This is a genomic window from Niallia sp. FSL W8-1348, assembly GCF_038006745.1.
Taxonomy (GTDB): Bacteria; Bacillota; Bacilli; order Bacillales; family Cytobacillaceae; genus Niallia; species Niallia alba.
Genome location: NZ_JBBOVV010000002.1, coordinates 163,819 through 183,128 on the forward strand (window position 1 = coordinate 163,819; position 19,310 = coordinate 183,128).

Sequence of the window (19,310 nt, forward strand, 5' to 3'; positions counted from 1 at the left end):
ACTTATTTATACATGTTTGCAATGTTTTTTTGTAGTGCTTCATCTTCTAAATATTCATCGTAATTCATTTGTTTATCAACCAGTCCTTGCGGAGTAATCTCTATAATGCGATTAGCAATTGTTGACACAAACTGATGGTCATGAGAAGTGAAAATTAAAGAACCTTTAAAGTTGATTAATCCATTATTTAAAGCCGTAATAGATTCTAAATCTAAGTGATTTGTTGGTTCATCAAGTAGTAGAACGTTTGCTGCACTTAACATCATTTTCGATAACATACAACGAACTTTTTCTCCACCAGATAGAACGCTAGGCTTTTTCAATACTTCTTCCCCTGAGAACAGCATGCGACCTAAAAATCCTCTTAAGAAGCTTTCTGTTTGGTCATTTGGAGAATATTGACGTAACCAATCAACCAGTGTAGCATCGTCCTCGCTAAAATACTCTGAGTTCTCAGCAGGGAAATAACTTTGAGAAGTTGTAACGCCCCATTTATACGTACCACTATCTGGCTCTAATTCACCAGTTAAAATACGGAAAAGGGTAGTTTTTGCTAATTCATTTGGACCAACAAGCGCAATTTTATCGTCCTTATTCATAATAAAGCTTACATTATCAAGAACTTTTACCCCATCAATTGTTTTTGATAAGTTTTCTACTCTTAATAAATCATTTCCGATTTCTCGCTCCGGAGTAAAGGCAACGTATGGATATTTTCGAGATGATGGTTTAATGTCATCTAATGAAATTTTATCAAGCAATTTCTTTCTAGATGTTGCCTGTTTCGATTTAGAAGCATTTGCACTGAATCGAGCAATAAAGTTTTGAAGTTCTTTGATTTTTTCTTCCTTCTTTTTGTTTGCATCATTTGCCATTCTAGCAGCTAATTGACTGGACTCATACCAAAAGTCATAGTTACCAACATAGATTTGAATTCTGCTAAAATCTAAATCCGCAATATGGGTACAAACTTTATTTAAGAAATGTCTGTCATGGGAAACAACAATGACAGTATTTTCAAAGTTGATTAAAAATTCTTCTAACCACTTAATCGCATTTATATCAAGATGGTTAGTAGGCTCATCTAGTAGAAGTACATCTGGTTCACCGAAAAGAGCTTGAGCTAGTAAAACCTTTACTTTATCAGAACCATTTAATTCAGCCATTGTTTTATAATGAAGATCTTCACCAATACCTAAGCCTTTTAAAAGAATAGCTGCTTCTGATTCTGCTTCCCAACCATTTAATTCAGCGAATTCTCCTTCAAGCTCAGCTGCCTTCATGCCATCTTCATCCGTGAAATTTTCTTTCATATAAATAGCATCTTTTTCTTGCATCACTTCATATAATCTAGTGTGACCCATGATTACTACTTTAAGTACTTCATGCTCTTCGTATTCAAAGTGATTCTGCTTTAAAACAGCAAGTCTTTCCCCAGGTCCTAAAGAAACATTTCCTGTTTGTGCCTCTAGCTCACCAGAAAGTATTTTTAGGAAAGTAGACTTTCCAGCACCATTTGCTCCGATTAATCCATAGCAATTTCCAGGTGTAAATTTAATATTAACGTCTTCAAATAATTTACGATCACCATATCGAAGACCTACATTCGTAACTGTTATCATATAAAAATCCTCCAAACTACAATATCCTTCAAATTATACCATTATTAGAATGGAAGAGCGAATTATTTTCGTTAAACTTCCTACATATCTGTTTAAATAAATCTATTCTAAGATTATTAGAAGAAAGTAGTTTTCAAAATAAATGAACAAAAATATGAAATACGCCCGATAGAAAAAAGAAAACATGTTTATCATAATAGAAAGATAGGGTAAAAAAATATCAAAAAATAAAGGGTTTTCTTTCCATGGATAGAATTTATAAAGAAGAAGGGTTTAAGTATTTAGTAGGTCTTTTCACCAATAGCAAATAGTCTAAAATTATTTATGATTTGTTCATAATTTCTTCATAAATTTCTAGTACACTAAAACTATTAAGAAGTAAAGGAGTAGTTTATATGGCTAAAAAACAGCTAGTTGAGTTGGTTAATAAAATGAAAAAATCCGGTATCAAAATTAGCTTTACAAAGCCAAGGTCTCAATTTTCGGTAGCAATTCAACAAAATAATAAACTAACAACAACAAATTAAAATTTAAAATAGCGATAGTACATATATTTAATTAATTGTTATAAAATGTTCATTTTTTCACAAAATAAAGCGATTCTCCTTTTGTATAATAGCTATATACAGAAAGGAAGGTATCGCAATGGATATACACCCAATCGATAAAGCAATTAATTATGCGATAAAAAAGAAAGAAACGATTGATGAATCTTTTTTTCGTTATTTTGTGAAGGCAATATTAGCAGGCATATACATTGGTTTTGCTTTAATGTTATGTTATCGTTTAGCACAGCCCTTTTTTGATGTTCATTCACCGGCTACGTATATGATGACTAGTTTATTTTTTGGATTGGCCTTGGTGCTTATTTCATATGGTGGTGGAGAACTATTTACCGGTAATACGATGGCTTTTGCAATGAGTACTTTGTCTGGAGCCACTAGTTGGAAGGATACTATTTATAATTGGGTAACTACTTATCTTGGCAATTTGGTTGGAGCGTTATTTTTTGCTATATTGATCTATTATTCCGGTTTATTTAGTTTGGCTCCTAAAACAACATGGCTAATGGATGTTGCGAATTCAAAAATGAGTGCTACAACAGTAGAATTGTTTATAAGAGGGATACTTTGTAACTGGTTAGTATGTTTGGCTATTTGGATCCCTATGAACATTAAAGGCGATGTTGGGAAAATTATTGCAACTATATTAATCGTGTTTTCTTTTATGATTTCAGGATATGAGCATAGCGTGGCAAATATGGCACTTTTCTCTATTGCACTAATTGTTCCTCATCCAGAAACTATTACAATTACAAACGCATTGCACAATTTAATACCTGTAACAATTGGTAATATTGTTGGAGGAGCATTCTTTGTAGGCGCGTTAAATCTCTATATTTTTCCGAAGAAGAAAAAGGAAGACAAAGATTCTGCTTTACGAGTTGCTTCGTCAAGATCGATAGCAAAATAATAATTAATATTTAAAGGGACTAGGAGAACTGTCGGAATATATGCTCTGCGACAGTCTCTATCCCGGATGGCTCATACTTAAAGAAAAAATTAATCCTACACACGCAACAAATCCCACAGTAGGTCCTCCTTGCTCAAATGCTTCAGGAAGCATAGTCGAGCAAACCATCGCAATTAAACCACCAGCACCAAATGACTGTATGCCTGAAAGCATAACAGGTGATGCATTTTCTAAAAATAAATATCCAACCGAACTGCTAATAGCAGAAATAAGCATAACACTACTCCATAAGAATAAAATTTTCCTAATTGAATAGTTGTCCTGTTTTAAACCAACTGTAGAAGATAAAGATTCAGGAAAATTACTGATGAAAATGGCTATTAGGAAGAGGAAATCCACTTTGTGAGTATTTAATAAACTTAAGCCGATAATCATCGATTCAGGAATAGCATCCATCAATGTCCCCGCATAAATCGCTAACCCAGAATGCCCTGCTGGATTTTTATGTGATCTCTTGCGATTGGAGCCACCCTTTTGATAGAGAAAAATTTCAATTAAGGTAAATAAACCAGCTCCAGCTAAAAAAGTAACCGCAGTTTTTACAATTCCACTTTTATGTATAGATTCTATTAAAAGCTCAAAGGAAGAAGCACCAATCAAAATACCTGTACCTAAAGCCATTAAATAAGCAATAATTTTTTTGGGAATGGCCAGAAATAATCCAGTTATAGAACCTGCAAGCAATGAAAAGCTTGCAATTGCTCCCCACATTGCCGCTTGTAACATAGTAAAATCTCCTTTTACTTAAATTTCTACCTTATATATAGGATTATTTTTATCCCACTCTTAACGGACAGTAAAACTCCCACTGATGGAAGTTTCACTTTATTTCATCTTTTGTCTCAATAAATTATATTTTTCAATATCTAATTATGCCCTTTAAATTATTTGCATTTCTAAATAGGAATATGTATATGTCTTTCAAGCTTTATATTCTCTATTTCAATAGATCTTCAAGATACGACATAGTGCTAACGATTTTACTTCTATGTACAGGTAAAAAATATCCGCGCTTTTTTCATGAAAGTTGTCCATTCTTTTTTTAGACTTGTACATAGGATATTAAGGATTAACGGTTGGAGGTGTCATATAATGTCTGCTAATAATTTTTATAATCAGTGCTCAAGAGGTGTCGGAAGATGTGTGCGCATCCGTACTCATAGTGGTGAGGTTCATACAGGAATAATCGAAAGAGTTACTCCAAATAAAGTCTATATTAGACCGATTGGCGGTAATCGCCGCGGTTATGGAGGATTGGGATATGGATTTAGACGTGGTTACGGACCTGGCTGGGGTTGGGGATGGGGATGGGGCTTTGGGGCCGCAGCATTTGGTGTTTCATTAGGATTAATTGCTGCATTAGCTTTTATTCCTTTCTTTTGATCAATCAAACGAAAGATTCCTTTCAGGAAGGAATCTTCCTACATATTGAGAAACTTATCTAACTTTTTTTGAAGCGCCCAAACAGGACAAACTCAAGACTCATATGATGCTTATGTGTATGAGGGAGGTGGAATAAATGAGTGGTGGCCCAGCAGCTGGTTTTGGTGGAGGTTTCGCTCTACTAGTAGTGCTATTCATTTTATTAATAATTGTAGGTTCTAGTTACGTTGGTTTTGCATATTAAGAAAGATAGAAAAAGGAGTGTTTTATAAATGAGTTACGGTTATGGTGGATATGGTTATAATGATTGTGGATGCGGGTATGCTGCACCAGTTGCAGCTCCAGTAGCTTCTTGTGGTGGTTTCGGAAATAGCTTTGTATTGATCGTTGTATTATTCATATTATTAATCATCGTTGGAGCAGCTTGGTTATAATTAATGATTGTAAATAGAAAAAGAGTAACGTACTGCTTTATTTAGACTATAAAAGCTGAAATGAACTTTGTATAAAAAGAGCAGTCTGGCTATGCCAAACCAATTAATAAATCAATAGGCATAGTTAGGCTGTTTATTAAATGAATGGAGAAAAATTTATTATTGTTGGTGGACAAGCAATCATATGCTTTATGATTCATTCAAATTAAATTTAATTAGTGATACAATGAGATAAAGAAATGTTCGGTTAAAAGCGGGGAGAATATTATGATGATGGATAAAGCGCGTAGTATTTTAAAAGAGTACTTTGGATATGATAATTTTAGAAAAGGACAAGAAGAGATTATTCAACATTTGTTGGATGGTGAAAATGTTGCAGGAATTATGCCAACTGGCGGAGGAAAATCAATTTGTTATCAGGTTCCTGCGATGATGTTTCCAGGATTAACAATTGTTATTTCTCCTTTAATTTCTTTAATGAAGGACCAGGTAGATACACTAACAGAAGTTGGTATTCCAGCTACGTATATAAATAGTACGTTACATAGCAATGAAGTGCAGGAAAGAGTGTACGATATTAAAAATGGACATTATAAATTACTTTATTTAGCTCCAGAACGACTAGAGGCAGATTATTTTATTGAGATTTTAAAAGAAGTTACGATTTCTTTTATCGCAGTAGATGAGGCTCACTGTATTTCGCAATGGGGACATGATTTTCGTCCAAGCTATGCAAAAATCGGCTTTATGATTAATAGATTATCTGATAAACCAATTGTTGCTGCATTAACAGCAACTGCAACACCTAAAGTTCATGAAGATATATGTCAATTATTAAATATTCCTTGGGAAAATACAATTAAAACTGGTTTTGCCCGCGATAATTTATCTTTTTCGATAATAAAGGGACAAGATAAAGGGAAGTTTCTTGAATCATTTTTAAAGAAAAATAAAGAAGAGTCAGGAATTATTTATGCAGCTACAAGACAAGAGGTTGAGAAACTACATGATCGGTTATTAAAAAAGGGCTACTCCGTTTCGAAATATCATGGCGGAATGAGTGATGGACAAAGAGAGGCGGAACAGCAAGCGTTTATTAAAGATGATGTATCGATTATGATCGCCACAAATGCTTTTGGAATGGGTATTGATAAAAGTAATATTCGATATGTAATTCATTACCAGCTTCCAAAAAACATGGAGGGCTATTACCAAGAAGCGGGAAGAGCAGGGCGTGACGGCTTACCGAGCAAGTGCATTTTACTATATTCTGCCCAAGATATTCGCATCCAACGATTTTTAATTGACCAGACAATAAATGATCCAGATAAACAGAAGCAAGATATTGATAAATTGCAATCGATGATTAATTTTTGTCATACAGAAGATTGCCTTCAAGAATATATTTTGCATTATTTTGGTGATGAGCATGCAGAAAAGTGTGGGCAATGTTCAAACTGTACAGATGAAAGAACGATAATTGATGTTACGGTTGATGCCCAAAAAGTATTGTCATGTATGATTAGAATGGGCGAAAGATTCGGAAAAACTATGATTGCCCAAGTATTAACAGGCTCTAAAAACAAGAAATTGATAGATTTTCAATTAGATCGTATTAAAACCTATGGGCTTATGAAGGAGAAATCAGCCAAGGAAATAAGTGATTTTATTGAGTTTTTAATTTCTGAGCAATATATTGATGTAAGTACAGGTGCGATGCCGATATTAAAAGTTTCAAATAAAGGAAAGGATGTTCTTTTAGGTAAAACAACCGTTGAACGAAAAGAGCAGGTAGTGACGGTAAAAGTTTCTGAAAATAATACTTTATTTGAGTATTTGAGAAAGATTCGTAAACAATTGGCGGAGGCAGAAAACGTTCCACCTTTTGTGGTTTTTTCAGATCAAACTTTACGTATTATCTCCATTACCATGCCTGTTACGCATGAAGAGTTTAGAGAAATTAAAGGAATCGGTGATCATAAGCTACAAAAATATGGAGATACGATGATCGAGCATATTGTTAAGTTTAAAAATGACCAGCATAATTTATCTGAATTAGAAGATAGTGAGAATAAGGAATCAAGAACAATTAAGGAAAAACGCTCGAAGAAAAGTGTAGAAAATTCTCATTTAGTAACCCTAGATTTATGGAAAAAAGGGTTAGCGATGAAAGAAATAGCGAAACAAAGAGAATTAAATCTACAAACGATAGAAAATCATCTACTTCGTTGTGGGGAAGAACAATTAGAAGTTGATTGGACAAAATTTATTAAGCCTGAAGATCAAGTGAAAGTTGTAAAAGCTATTGAAAAAGTTGGTATGGATAAATTAAAACCACTTAAAGAAGAACTTCCAGAAGAAATTAGTTATTTTATGATAAAAGTTGCTATTATGTTAGAAAAGCGTGGGCAACAGATATTGAATTAATAAAAAGTCATTGGGGAGGATTTATCATCAAATCCACCAATGACTTTTTATTTATAAAATGCTTTGTAAAGTTTCCTTTATTTTACTAGTACATGCATTTAGTTGCTGGATGGACGGGAAAGTAGCTTGTGCTAACAGCTCATTTCCACCACCTTTTCCTTCAAAATCTTTTATTGCTTCTTTAAGCAGTTTGCCACAATGAAGGGAATAGTCTCCATTATGCTGTAATAGCACTTTCTTCTCTAATTGCGAACTTAATAAAATGATATAGCTAGATTGTTGTATTATATATTTAGCAAGAGTCGATAAGTCCTTCATGGTTTTCTCTTCAAATTGCAAAAAGATTATTTTTTCGTTTTGATCAGCAAGTATTTGTTCTCCTAAAAAGGCAGTATTCTCTGATTTTAGAACTTCTACTTCTCGGTTTAAGGCTTTCTTCTCTAATTCTAGTTTATTAATACGATCTTCCAGCTGCTGCTTGTTTGTTTTAAAATGGCTACTTAAATGGTCCAATATCGTTTGAGAGGTTTGATAGTCATAAAGAGATCTCCAGCCACTAAGGAAAAATACTCTAATCTGACCGCGGTGTTTTTCCGTTTTCATAATCTTAAAAAGGCTTAATTCGCCAGTTCTTTGGACATGTGTTCCTGCACATGCTGAATAATCTATTCCCTCAATCTCGACAATTCTGATATCACCAGTCACTTCAGGTAGCTTTCTTAAAGGAAATTTGTTTACTTCCTCGTGGTTTGTAAAATAAGTTTTAATCTCCAAATTTTTCATAATATATGTATTACAGGCTGTTTCGATCGTTTCTATTTGTTCTTTCGTTAAATCCGTTGTATCCACATCAATAGTTGTATACTCTTTTCCTAAATGAAAGCTCACTGTCGGAATGCTATATAACTCTTCAAGAACAGCTGATAATAAATGCTGTGCTGTATGTTGTTGCATATGATCAAATCTTCTATTCCAGTCTATTACACATTCAACAGTCTGTTCTTCTGGCTTATTTTCAACTAGATGGTAAATTTGGTCATTCTTTATTTGAACATCTATTACACGAATTCCATTTATAGTACCAGTGTCAGCTGGCTGACCTCCACCTTCTGGATAAAAAGCTGTTTCTTTTAAAATGACAAAAGTTCGGTTCTCTTCTTCGATAATTTTCTCTATATCGGTTGTCCACTTTGTTTCGTATGGATTGGAATAATATAATTTTGTAGACATTTGCGGCTCCTTCTCTTCCGTTTTTCATCATATTACCATAAATATGGAGCTGAGTTACAGAATTAGAAGAATTTTTAGTAGATATATCAAACATGTCAATTAATGATTTCACATAAAGAAAACTTCCATCAATGGGGGGCTTACTTCTCGTGTTAAGAGTGGGATAAAAGCAGAAATAATCATACTAACACATAAATATTGGATGTACTGGCAATAATATAGTAAAAAGGGGGGCGTTCATATGTTTTTTCATCGAAAAGGTGCAGAAGAAAAGCCGGAAGAAATATTAATGAGTATGGAAGTATATGCATGTAATTCATGCAATGGTTGGATGAGGAAAGATTTTGCAACAGATGATCTTCTTTGTCCATTGTGTGGAGATCAAACATCAGTGGAAATGAGAGAGCTTCCCCAAATTAGTAATTAATCTTAACCCGAGCGATAGGGTTAATGAGCAACAGTGTGAATGATACATCCACTGATATCATTTTAACTCTATCCTCCTCCTCATTATTAAAACACTCCTTATTTGCTAACTTTCCCTAAGTTCCCTCCTATAATTAACAGTAATGTGACTATTTTGTGAATGATTTATAGAAAAATACTTTCTTATCTGTTTTATTTGATTTACAATCAAATAGAATGCAAACTTAAAGATAGTCCATTTCCGGAACTTTAAGGGTGTGTTATTTTTTGGAATAGATTAGGAGGATTTTTGTTGTTTAACTCCATTTTGATTTTTATTAGCATCCTAATCGTCTATATGGCATGCTATTCTTCCTTTGACTTGTTTCAATTAGTGAAGAACAGGGAGAAAAATAGTAGATTTTTATTTCTAGCAAGTACATTTACAATAGGATTTGGATTTTGGATATTGAGTTTTATTGACATGATGATTACCAATGTATATGCAACCGCAAACTATAATATCCCGATCACGATCTTATCGATGGTAGTTGGTATTTGTTTTAGTGGAATGGCGTTTTATGCCTTATTGGACAAGGAGAAAAAGAAAAGAAGAATTTATGTATCGGCTTTCTTTTTTAGTCTATCTTTATTATCCGTTTCAATCATAGGATTTTACTCAATAGGTAGTATGGTGTACTATCAAATTCCGCAATTATTCATCAGTTTTATACTATTATATATAGGTTTCTGGCTTTCTATTTGGCTTTCTTTTTATCCGGTCAATATACCTGTATTACTAAAAAAATGGATTCGACCATTATGTAGTTTATTAATGACAAGTGTATGTATGGTTAGTCATTTTATTCTTTTAAGTAACATAAGTGCACCAGAAATTTCAGTTGCAAAAGATTCTTACGAAAGCAGTTTTATCATTTATATTGCATTATTTGTGTCTGTCTTAGTTTTAGGTGGATTAATTGGTACAAGTACATTAATCGGAGAGCGAATAGATGTTGGGACAATCGATGTTAGAGATATGCAGCATGCACTGGATGAATCCGCCATCGTTGCCTTTACAGATAATAACGGCATGATTACTTATGCAAACGATAAATTTGTTGAACTTTCCAAGTATAGTAGAGAGGAATTACTTGGACAAAATCATCGTATTGTTAATTCGGGCCATCATTCGCCTGAATTTTTTCGTGAACTATGGAACACCATCAACAAAGGGGAGATATGGAGAGGCGAAATACTTAATAAAGCAAAAGATGGTACACTTTATTGGGTTGATACTGTAATCGTTCCTTTTTTAAATAAAGAGGGATCCCCATATCAGTATGTTGCCATTCGGCGAGATATAACAGAGCAAAAAAATGTGCAGCTTCAATTGGAAGAGTCTGTTCGTGAAGTTAGTGATATAACATATGCTTTAGAGCAATCAAGCATCATTGCTTTTACCGATAAAAGAGGGATTATTACAAAGGTTAATTCTAAATTCTGTGAGATATCTGGCTATACTCGAGAGGAATTAATAGGGAAAACACACCGCATTGTTAATTCAGGTTATCATTCGAAAGAGTTTTTCCGAAACGTTTGGCAGACAATAGCGCAAGGCGAAATATGGAAAGGGGAAATCCGCAATAAACGAAAAGATGGTACCTATTATTGGGTGGATACAACTATCGTGCCGTTTCTAGATAAAAATAATAAACCTTATCAATATTTAGCTATTAGGAATGATATTACGGAAAAGAAAAGAACAGAGGAAGTTCTTCATCGACAAGATAAGTTGGCAGCTGTCGGACAATTGGCAGCTGGTGTTGCCCACGAGATTCGTAATCCACTAACGTCTATAAAAGGTTATGCTGAGTTTTTAAGTATGGATGAAACAGAAAAGGATAGACAGGAATATTTCGATATCATTCTAGATGAAATTGAAAGAGTAAACTCCATTGTAGAAGAGTTTATGCTTCTTTCAAAGCCAACTGTTTCTGTGTTAGAAAGGAAGCCACTTCTTCCAATTATTGATAATGTTGTTTCTATTTTAGATTATCAGCTGCGAAAAAGTAAAATTAAGTTGAATCGTATCTATGAAGAGCCAAATCTCTTTGTAGAGTGCGATGAAAATAAATTAAAGCAGGTTTTCTTGAATTTTATAAAAAATGCTGTAGAAGCAATGCCGAACGGTGGTTCTATTGAGATTACCGTGAAAAGAGAGGACGAAGACATTACCATTATGATAAAAGATAGTGGAATAGGTATGTCCAAAGAACAAATAAAAAAACTAGGCGAACCGTTCTTCACGACAAAAAAAGACGGTAACGGACTAGGATTAATGGTTAGTTTTAAAATTATTGAAAATCTAAATGGCAAGGTATATATTGATAGTGAACAAAATAAAGGAACAAGCTTCCATATCACATTACCTTCAGTGGATTAAAATAACATCAATTTTTCATCACAAAACAGGCATTTGTTAATTGATTATTCTGACGATTCGTATTGTGTTTGTTATTGGATTGTCATATACGTAATCGAATTATCAACTACCTGTTCTTTTTTTTGAGCTTTTTCATGATAAGATTATACCTGTTAGCTCAACTGGAGCTATTCAAGGAGGTATAAAATGAAAAAAATCTTTTCTATTCTAACTTGTGCGTCGATACTTACAACAGCTGCTCCGTTTGTAGGTGCGGAGGAAATCAAAGTAGAAAAAGGAGATACGCTTTGGTCTATTTCACAAGAAAAAAACGTGAGTATTAATGATATAAAGAAATGGAATGATTTAGATAGTGACATCATTAAAGTAAATGATACACTAACGATTCAAGAAGAGAAAAAACATAAAGTAAAAGCAGGAGATAATCTTTGGAAAATCTCTCAAAAATATAATACAACAGTTGATCAATTAAAAGAATGGAATAAATTAAAAAGCGATACAATACATAAAGATGACGTATTGATTGTTTCAAAAAATAATGGTTCCACAAGCAGTAAAACCAATACAACAACTGTTAACAAAGCCGTAAAAGCAGAAAATACAACAAATGCAAATACGAATACAACTGCAAAATCAAAAGAAATCACGGTGGAAGCTACTGCATATACAGCAGATTGCAAAGGCTGTTCTGGTGTCACTGCGACTGGCATAAATTTAAAAGATAATCCAAACAAAAAGCTGATCTCCGTTGATCCTAGCGTCATTCCACTAGGTTCGACAGTATATGTAGAAGGGTACGGTACAGCGATAGCTGGAGATACCGGCGGAGCAATAAAAGGCAAGAAAATCGACGTACATGTAGCAACAAAGTCTGAAGCGTTAAACTGGGGAAGAAAGCAAGTATCTGTAAAAATACTTGATTAAGTAAAAAAAGGACTGTTCGTAAAGATTCACCTTTCACTTAGTTGAAAGGTGATATCCTTACAGACAGTCTTTTTATTTGCTTACTTACTTCTTAATAGTTTTGTCTTTTTCAGAATGAAGAAAGAAGCGTTGAATTGGCTGGGCTATGCTTTTTACATTGTTTTCAATTTTTTCGGCTAAATAGTGAACACGTTCAAAAAGAATTTCTTTCACATGTTCGATTTGTCTGCTCAGTTTATTCACATTTCCATTTGTTTCTTCCATACTTTGTAGAAGTGTTTGATGAAATATTTCTTGGATATCTAGCTTTTCGGATATTTGTTGATAACTCGATTCTGTTTCATCTAATTTCGTTTTCATCTCTGTAGCAAGGTGATTAAAATTATCCATTTTACTTGAGATTGTAGAAATGTCCTTTTCTTGAAACAGCAATTGATCGAATAAAGCAGTTTGACGAAGGGTTTCTTCGCTCGTTATTTCCTTTTGCTCTTGTGCGAGTTGGGCAAGAAAGTCTAGTTGTTCTTCGATTTTTGAAGTTTCCTTATCTAGTACAGCAAGTTTTTCTAATAAATCTTGTGAAATAGAATCGTTGAGCTCTAATTTATAATCAATTTCACTGATTTGCCTAAAATGGTTCTCCTGTCTTTCGAAAGATTCTTCCTGAAAACTCTTTAATAATGTAGTTAAATGTTCACTTTGGATACGTTGATTTAATAAGTAATCTTGTAAAAAATTTTGCTGGAAATGGGATTGATTATTTAACGTTTCAGCAGGAAGTTTCGGAAGATAAACCTTTGAGGACGGATTAACCGGGTTATTTGTGGGCATTTTACTCCTCCTTTCATCCTTCTTTATCCTATTTGGATGGGGGAGAAAGAGTGCACCGTGAAATAATTTTGAAATAGAAGAAAATAGAAAATATCTACATCGAATGAATCATTGGGACTGTAAGTACTTTCTATTTTCTTCTTGGAAAATTACATAAAGGGAGGAATTCCTTTACTTATTTCTGTTAATATGGATGTAATGGATGCGATATCTTGATCGTCAATATTAAATGTTTGTCTAATCTTATTTTCTAGATCTTTACTAACTCTTCGCTTTCCGACTTCCACCAATGCAATTAATGCAAAGCTACAATTTAGAACACGGGCAAAGTCTCTCTGTGTCATTTCGTAATTTTTCCTAATAAATTTGATTATTTCTTTATTCATAGTCCACCTCATTTAATTGAATAAAAGTATAAATAAGAAAGACGAAAAGAAGAATGTATTTTTATTCAAGCTACGTGCATTATAGTTGATATTCATGAAAATGTAAATATACTAAGCAAGTAAAATATAATTTACTGTATTTATAAAGTGTCTTGTACCAATTCAGTTCTTATAGTAATTGTTATATTTACGGAGCTTATATTATACAAGCGTTGTTTCGTATTATCATCCATACATTAGTTCACCGAGAATAAGTTATAAGGAGAAAGAGTTAAGTTGATTAATAATTTAGAAAATTTGGTCAAAATATCTAATGAGCAAATAATTAATTATATAATTAGTCCAATGACATATAAAAATGAAGCCATTAATATGATGTAATAACATGAGATGTAATAAAAGTTAACAGTCGTTATTTTGGAAAATTATCCTTTTGGAGGAATGCGCATGTCTTCCGATCATTATTCTGTTATTGATTCAGTCCTTGTAACGGAGTGTCATAGTTATTTAGCCACGATTGTAAAAGTAGAAGGGTCAGCTTATCGCAAAGAAGGAACGATGATGCTGATATCAGATAAAGGCATGGAGAAAGGCTTACTAACTGGTGGCTGTGTCGAACAGGATTTGTTGGCCAGAATAGCTATGCAAGAATCAGATGAGGCCTTTCTAATGGAATACGACTTACGTTCTGAAGATGATTTATCGTGGGGGCAGGGGGTAGGGTGTGATGGAAAAATTTATATTTTGGTTGAACCGATCACATTTGAAACAAGGAATGTTTTTCTACAATTAAACTCTCTTTTGCAAAATGGACACAAGGTAAAACTTGTTAAAGTTTTTAATAAGGTAAATAAATATATTGAAAATTCACTCAAAACTAATATAGAGGAAGAGAATACTTCAATTGTTTCTTTAGATACAGAGGATCGATTAATATTCAATCAGATATTATATCCACGACCAAAATTAATCATTTACGGAGCTGGACCAGACGTCAAGCCTGTTGTCTATTTTGCCAGCAAGGCTGGATTCTATGTTATTTTATCTGACTGGCGTCAAGCTTATTGTTCAGAAGAAACAATCCCATATGCGAAGGAATATCATATAGGTACTCCCTCAAAAGTGATGGAAGAAATAAATCCCACGGAAAATGATTATGTTATCACCATGAGTCACAGCTTTATGAAAGATCAAGAAATAGTGAAGTATTTGCTACAAAGAAAGGTGAAATACTTTGGGTTACTGGGATCAAGAAAAAGGTCTGAAAGATTATTAGCAGGAATAATAAAGCCAGATTGGATTCACTATCCAGTTGGTTTACCAATTTATTCAGAAAGTCCCGAAGAAATTGCAATTAGCATTATAGCAGAATTGATTAAGACAAAAAATGAAAAAAAAGCTGTTGCAAGAGAGCAGCTATGATTACAGCGATTTATTTAGCTGCAGGAAAAAGTAGTAGGATGGGAGAAAATAAACTGTCGCTCGCCTTCGGAAACGAAACAGTTGGCAATACTGCATTGTCCGTATTGCTGACTGCTCCATTTATCGATTATGTTTTCGTTATTGTTAAACCAACTGATCCAGTCAATTGGATTTCAATAGAAAATAAAAGGAGTTTAAATGGAGAGAAAGGAGATATAATTCGCTGTAAGGATGCAAATAGAGGGCAGTCCTTTTCTTTAAAGAAGGGATTTGAAGTAGCCGTCGAAAAACAAGCAGATAAAATCTTAGTATGTTTAGCTGATCAGCCCTTCATTACCGAAGAGATGATTAGAAAAATAGTAAACACTCCTATACATTCATCTGAAGAGTTTGCAGCTAGTATGTATAATGGTGTGTTAATGCCACCTATTCTTTTTCTTCCATCAGTATATTCAAAAATAAAGCTGTTAGAAGGAGATATGGGGGCAAGGAAAATAATAAACAATGGTAAGATACAAGGTGGAAAAATTGAATTTTCTGAAGAATTATTCTTTATTGATATCGATACGAAAATAGATTATTACAATGCGCTAGTAAGGAGGAAATAAGATGAAAATCTCTGCTGACGCTTATCCAATAACTGTCGAGATCCCTTATGTATTATCAGATGTTAGCAATCTATCTAATCCAAATAGTCTTATTATATCCGGCGGTACGATTCTCCAAATAAATTGGGAAGCCGGAGTGGAAAAGCCAGTACACCTTATTAGCACGGAAAAATTACAGCCATTAAAAGGAATAACTGAAACAGATATAAATGGACAGCGATACTTAAAGATCGGGGCCGCCATGACAATAGCAGATTGTTTGAATAACCAGTTAGTTCAAAGAAACGCATCTATCCTTACAGAAGCTTGTGAAAAGATTGCAGCTCCTGCTGTACGAAATCGCGGAACAATAGGTGGAAATATTTGCAGTAAAATTGGTGATACAATCTCAGTCTTGCTGGTTTTACAGGCACAGTTATCGTTTTTCAATGGTAAACATGAATATATAATTCCATTAAGAGAATGGCTAGTAAAACCGCACCCGTCATCTTCTGAATTACTAACAAACATCTTCATACCTATACATGTTACCAATATATCAACCTATTCTTTTTTTAGAAAAATTGGAAGGCGAGAGAGCTTTACAGCAGCGATTATTTCTGTCGCGGGTTATCTGGAGTTTCAAGATACAATTATTAAAACAGCAAGACTATCGATTGGTGGAGGGGCACATCTTCCTTGTCGACTTACAGAAACGGAGAAAGAGCTTATAAATGGTGGAGAAACAACTGACTGGAAGCACTTAAATAAAGTCATCCAAGCAGATTTTTCTTCTTACACTGATCCTTTTGTAACAGAGGAATATCGTAAACAGGTTGCTGCAAACCTATTTATTGCCACTATAAAAGACTTCCTAAATCGCCAGAGAAAGGAGTAAGTCATATGGTTCTTGATATTACAAGTGCAGGCGTTAGATGGAAAAAAAGAAGGGATGGGGAACCAAAAGTAACAGGAAAACTGAAATATTTGACCGATATGGTGTTCCCACAAATGCTCTATGGTGCGATCTTGAGAAGTGAACATCCTCATGCAAAAATTGAATCAATTGATACAAAAGAAGCAGAAGATCTCACAGGAGTTACGGCTATTATTACGTATAAGGATGTCCCAGGCTTAAATGGCTTTGGAATAGTAATTCAGGATCAGCCAGTGTTTTGTGTCGATAAAGTGAGATATGTCGGTGATGCTATCGCGGCAGTAGCTGCAGAAACAAAAGAAATTGCACAAAAAGCAATTTCGTTAATTAAAGTAACATATAGTCCATTACAAACAGTAACAGATCCGGAATTAGCATTAGATAAATCAGCTGTAAAATTACACAAGGGCGGTAATCTTCTTCATAAAGCTGCTTTTAAGAAAGGAGAGGCGAAGTTAGAAGAAGTGTTTAATCGGTGTGCAATCATTGTAGAAGAGTCGTACCATACACCTAGACAAATGCATGTGTATATGGAAACAGAAGGCGGTGTAGCTGTTCCTGATGAGGATGGTGGATTAACCATATACGCACCGACACAGCATGGATTTAAAGATCAATTGCAGCTTTCTAGAATTCTAGATATTATTCCTGAAAAGATTAGGATAATTTCCAGTCCAATTGGAGGGTCATTCGGAGGCAAGGATGAACTGAATATACAGCCATATATTAGTATTTTAGCCTTAAAAACAAAACGACCTGTAAAAATTCATCAATCTAGAAGAGTTTCAATCAAAGCTGGTTTAAAAAGACATCCGATGAAAATATTTATGAAGACTGGAAGCGACGAGTCTGGTAATCTAATTGCTCATCAAGTAAAAATAATTGCAGATACTGGGGCCTATGCTACATTAGGACCAGCCGTTTTAGACTTTGCTGTAGAGCATAGTGCTGGTCCATACCGCATCGAGAATGTGGAGGTCGAAGGGTATTCTGTTTATACGAACAATGGTGTGGCAGGTGAATTTCGAGGATTCGGCGGAAATCAAATAACCTTTGCTTTAGAAACACAAATGGAACGTATAGCAGAAAAATCAGGCATAAATCCAACCGAGCTTCGTTTAAAAAACTTACGACAAACAATGGACCCTGGTCCAGTTGAACAGCAGATTGTTCCAACTGATGGAGCGAAAGCTGTTCTTACAGAAATCATTAAATCTCCGATTCTACAAAAAAATACAGCTACGATTCCTTCAGGTCAATGGAAGATAAAAGGGAGAGGCTACAGTATTACGATGCATGGCGGAGGTCTTGGTTATGGTAGGCCAGACCCATCTGGTGCACGCTTATCCTTAAATAGTGCTGGTAAATTAGAGGTTTCTTTTGGCTTTGAAGAATGTGGGCAAGGTTTGATTCCAACGATAGATATGATTATGACCGAAACTTTTAACTGTGATTCTAGTGATGTAGCAATCGTTATTGGAGATACGGCGAAAGTTCCCCATTCGGGATCATCAACTGCCTCAAGAGGAACCAATATGGTGTGGCTAGGTATTGCTAAATTAAAAGCAGCTTTTATCGAAAAAATGTTAAATGCAGCAGAAAAACAAACTAACATGACGAAAGAGAAGCTCTCTCTTGGTAAAAGTGGGATTTGGTTCTGTGAACAACCAGAAAAGCCGCAGCGACTTATACTAACATATCGAGAGCTAGCGACGTCTTTAGAAGAACTTCCAACTGTCTTTACTAGTTATCATTTTCCTACTACTCCCCATGCTATTGATGGCGGTCATTTTTTATATACTTTTGCTGGTGTGGCTGCAGAAGTAGAAGTAGATCTATTAACAGGCAGAGTGGCAGTTACGAAAATGGACCATGTTATTTCAGCAGGACCCGTTGTCAATCCAATGGGCTATTTAGGGCAAATTGAAGGTGGAGCAAATATGGGGCTGGGATTCACACTCATGGAAGATGCTGTCATGGAAAATGGACGATATATGACAGAAAACCTAGACACTTATCTAATCCCAACGATTTTAGATATCCCAAAGGAAACAAATGTCTTTGCAATTGAAGGATTAGTTAACGGTGACACATATGGACCAAGAGGCGTAGGAGAAATAGGGACTGTTGCAGTTGCACCAGCTATTGTTTCCGCTATTCATGATGCTACAGGACTTTGGTTGAATCGATTGCCTGTGCAACCAGATGAGATTTTAAAAGCAATCGAACAAAAGGCTTTAATAGGTTAGGAGGAGTAAGATGGATACAAATAAAATAACCGAAAAAACAACAAGCTTTAAAATCAATGGAAAACTAATAGAGTTAACACTCCCTCCAACTTTTCGTCTAGTCGATATTCTTCGTGATTGTTTAGCGCTAACAGGAACGAAAATAGCATGTGAAGTAGGCAGATGTGGAGCTTGTTCTGTTATTATGAACGGAAAATTAGTTAATTCCTGCTTAATAATGGCTTATCAGATAGAAGATGCGGAAATTTTCTCGATTGAAAGTTTAGCAGAAGATAGGCTACATCCTATTCAAGAGGCGTTTTTACAAGCTGGAGCCCTTCAATGTGGTTATTGCACCCCTGGGATGGTTATGGCGTTAAAAAGTTTGCTAGATGAGAAAGAGCAACCAACAAAGGAGGAAGTCCTTACAGCATTATCCGGAAATCTTTGTCGATGTACAGGATACGAAGGAATTCTGCGAGCAGTCGATTTATTAACACAAAAGAATTAATCAACCG

Annotated in this window: 19 protein-coding genes; 14 read left to right on the top strand and 5 right to left on the bottom strand. The window is 34.5% G+C overall.

All coding sequences use genetic code 11. The features are described 5' to 3' along the window. Window positions 1–2 precede the first annotated feature (2 nt). Complete coding sequence (locus NST60_RS19255; protein WP_016203787.1) at window positions 3–1,622, bottom strand: ABC-F family ATP-binding cassette domain-containing protein; 1,620 nt, start codon at window positions 1,620–1,622, stop codon at window positions 3–5. A 395-nt stretch (window positions 1,623–2,017) separates the two neighbouring features. Here NST60_RS19255 and NST60_RS19260 point away from each other — a divergent pair, with 395 nt between their 5' ends. Both NST60_RS19260 and NST60_RS19265 read left to right on the top strand, forming a co-directional pair. Next, window positions 2,018–2,149, top strand: a complete 132-nt coding sequence (locus NST60_RS19260) for a hypothetical protein (protein ID WP_263479860.1) — start codon at window positions 2,018–2,020, stop codon at window positions 2,147–2,149. Window positions 2,150–2,267: 118 nt separating this feature from the next. Next, window positions 2,268–3,095 (top strand): formate/nitrite transporter family protein, encoded by an 828-nt coding sequence (locus NST60_RS19265; protein ID WP_169188577.1) that lies wholly within the window; start codon window positions 2,268–2,270, stop codon window positions 3,093–3,095. A gap of 57 nt (window positions 3,096–3,152) precedes the next feature. Here the strand turns inward: NST60_RS19265 and NST60_RS19270 are convergent, their stop codons facing one another. Next, the gene (locus NST60_RS19270) at window positions 3,153–3,881 is read right to left on the bottom strand and encodes a ZIP family metal transporter (protein WP_016203789.1); all 729 of its coding nucleotides are present in this window, start codon (window positions 3,879–3,881) and stop codon (window positions 3,153–3,155) included. Window positions 3,882–4,247: 366 nt separating this feature from the next. On the opposite strand from NST60_RS19270, the gene NST60_RS19275 reads away from it, so the two are divergent. From NST60_RS19275 to recQ, 4 genes are all read left to right on the top strand, one after another. Then, window positions 4,248–4,538, top strand: a complete 291-nt coding sequence (locus NST60_RS19275; RefSeq protein ID WP_169188578.1) for a hypothetical protein — start codon at window positions 4,248–4,250, stop codon at window positions 4,536–4,538. A gap of 136 nt (window positions 4,539–4,674) precedes the next feature. Continuing rightward, complete coding sequence (locus NST60_RS19280; RefSeq protein WP_084668742.1) at window positions 4,675–4,782, top strand: YjcZ family sporulation protein; 108 nt, start codon at window positions 4,675–4,677, stop codon at window positions 4,780–4,782. A 28-nt stretch (window positions 4,783–4,810) separates the two neighbouring features. Then, window positions 4,811–4,972: a YjcZ family sporulation protein gene (locus NST60_RS19285; protein ID WP_169188579.1), complete on the top strand. Its 162-nt coding sequence runs from the start codon at window positions 4,811–4,813 to the stop codon at window positions 4,970–4,972. A gap of 270 nt (window positions 4,973–5,242) precedes the next feature. Continuing rightward, window positions 5,243–7,399 (top strand): DNA helicase RecQ, encoded by a 2,157-nt coding sequence (gene recQ, locus NST60_RS19290; RefSeq protein ID WP_016203791.1) that lies wholly within the window; start codon window positions 5,243–5,245, stop codon window positions 7,397–7,399. Between the two features lie 51 nt (window positions 7,400–7,450). Here recQ and NST60_RS19295 read toward each other — a convergent pair whose 3' ends face one another. Continuing rightward, complete coding sequence (locus NST60_RS19295) at window positions 7,451–8,629, bottom strand: alanyl-tRNA editing protein (protein WP_101731175.1); 1,179 nt, start codon at window positions 8,627–8,629, stop codon at window positions 7,451–7,453. 241 nt (window positions 8,630–8,870) lie between these two features. Here NST60_RS19295 and NST60_RS19300 point away from each other — a divergent pair, with 241 nt between their 5' ends. From NST60_RS19300 to NST60_RS19310, 3 genes are all read left to right on the top strand, one after another. Beyond that, window positions 8,871–9,056 (top strand): cold-inducible protein YdjO-related protein, encoded by a 186-nt coding sequence (locus NST60_RS19300; protein ID WP_016203793.1) that lies wholly within the window; start codon window positions 8,871–8,873, stop codon window positions 9,054–9,056. A 291-nt stretch (window positions 9,057–9,347) separates the two neighbouring features. Further along, window positions 9,348–11,480, top strand: coding sequence for a PAS domain S-box protein (locus NST60_RS19305; RefSeq protein ID WP_254415112.1), 2,133 nt, complete (start codon window positions 9,348–9,350; stop codon window positions 11,478–11,480). A 186-nt stretch (window positions 11,481–11,666) separates the two neighbouring features. Beyond that, entirely contained in the window at window positions 11,667–12,404 is a 738-nt protein-coding gene (locus tag NST60_RS19310) for a 3D domain-containing protein (RefSeq protein ID WP_016203796.1), read from the top strand. 84 nt (window positions 12,405–12,488) lie between these two features. On the opposite strand, the gene NST60_RS19315 is transcribed toward NST60_RS19310, so the two are convergent. Continuing rightward, complete coding sequence (locus tag NST60_RS19315; RefSeq protein WP_016203797.1) at window positions 12,489–13,232, bottom strand: hypothetical protein; 744 nt, start codon at window positions 13,230–13,232, stop codon at window positions 12,489–12,491. A 149-nt stretch (window positions 13,233–13,381) separates the two neighbouring features. Further along, window positions 13,382–13,618: a helix-turn-helix transcriptional regulator gene (locus NST60_RS19320; protein WP_016203798.1), complete on the bottom strand. Its 237-nt coding sequence runs from the start codon at window positions 13,616–13,618 to the stop codon at window positions 13,382–13,384. 447 nt (window positions 13,619–14,065) lie between these two features. Here NST60_RS19320 and NST60_RS19325 point away from each other — a divergent pair, with 447 nt between their 5' ends. From NST60_RS19325 to NST60_RS19345, 5 genes are read left to right on the top strand one after another with little or no spacing between them, the layout of a single operon-like run. Next, on the top strand, window positions 14,066–15,040 hold the full coding sequence (locus tag NST60_RS19325; RefSeq protein WP_328021354.1) for an XdhC family protein: 975 nt from the start codon (window positions 14,066–14,068) through the stop codon (window positions 15,038–15,040). Next, the gene (locus tag NST60_RS19330) at window positions 15,037–15,648 is read left to right on the top strand and encodes an NTP transferase domain-containing protein (RefSeq protein WP_254415114.1); all 612 of its coding nucleotides are present in this window, start codon (window positions 15,037–15,039) and stop codon (window positions 15,646–15,648) included. Before NST60_RS19325 ends, NST60_RS19330 begins: the two co-directional genes overlap by 4 nt. Before the next feature lies 1 nt (window position 15,649). Continuing rightward, on the top strand, window positions 15,650–16,525 hold the full coding sequence (locus NST60_RS19335) for an FAD binding domain-containing protein (protein WP_016203801.1): 876 nt from the start codon (window positions 15,650–15,652) through the stop codon (window positions 16,523–16,525). Between the two features lie 5 nt (window positions 16,526–16,530). Further along, window positions 16,531–18,813 (top strand): xanthine dehydrogenase subunit D, encoded by a 2,283-nt coding sequence (pucD, locus tag NST60_RS19340; protein ID WP_169188588.1) that lies wholly within the window; start codon window positions 16,531–16,533, stop codon window positions 18,811–18,813. A gap of 10 nt (window positions 18,814–18,823) precedes the next feature. Then, window positions 18,824–19,303, top strand: coding sequence for a (2Fe-2S)-binding protein (locus NST60_RS19345; protein WP_016203802.1), 480 nt, complete (start codon window positions 18,824–18,826; stop codon window positions 19,301–19,303). The last annotated feature ends 7 nt before the right edge of the window (window positions 19,304–19,310 follow it).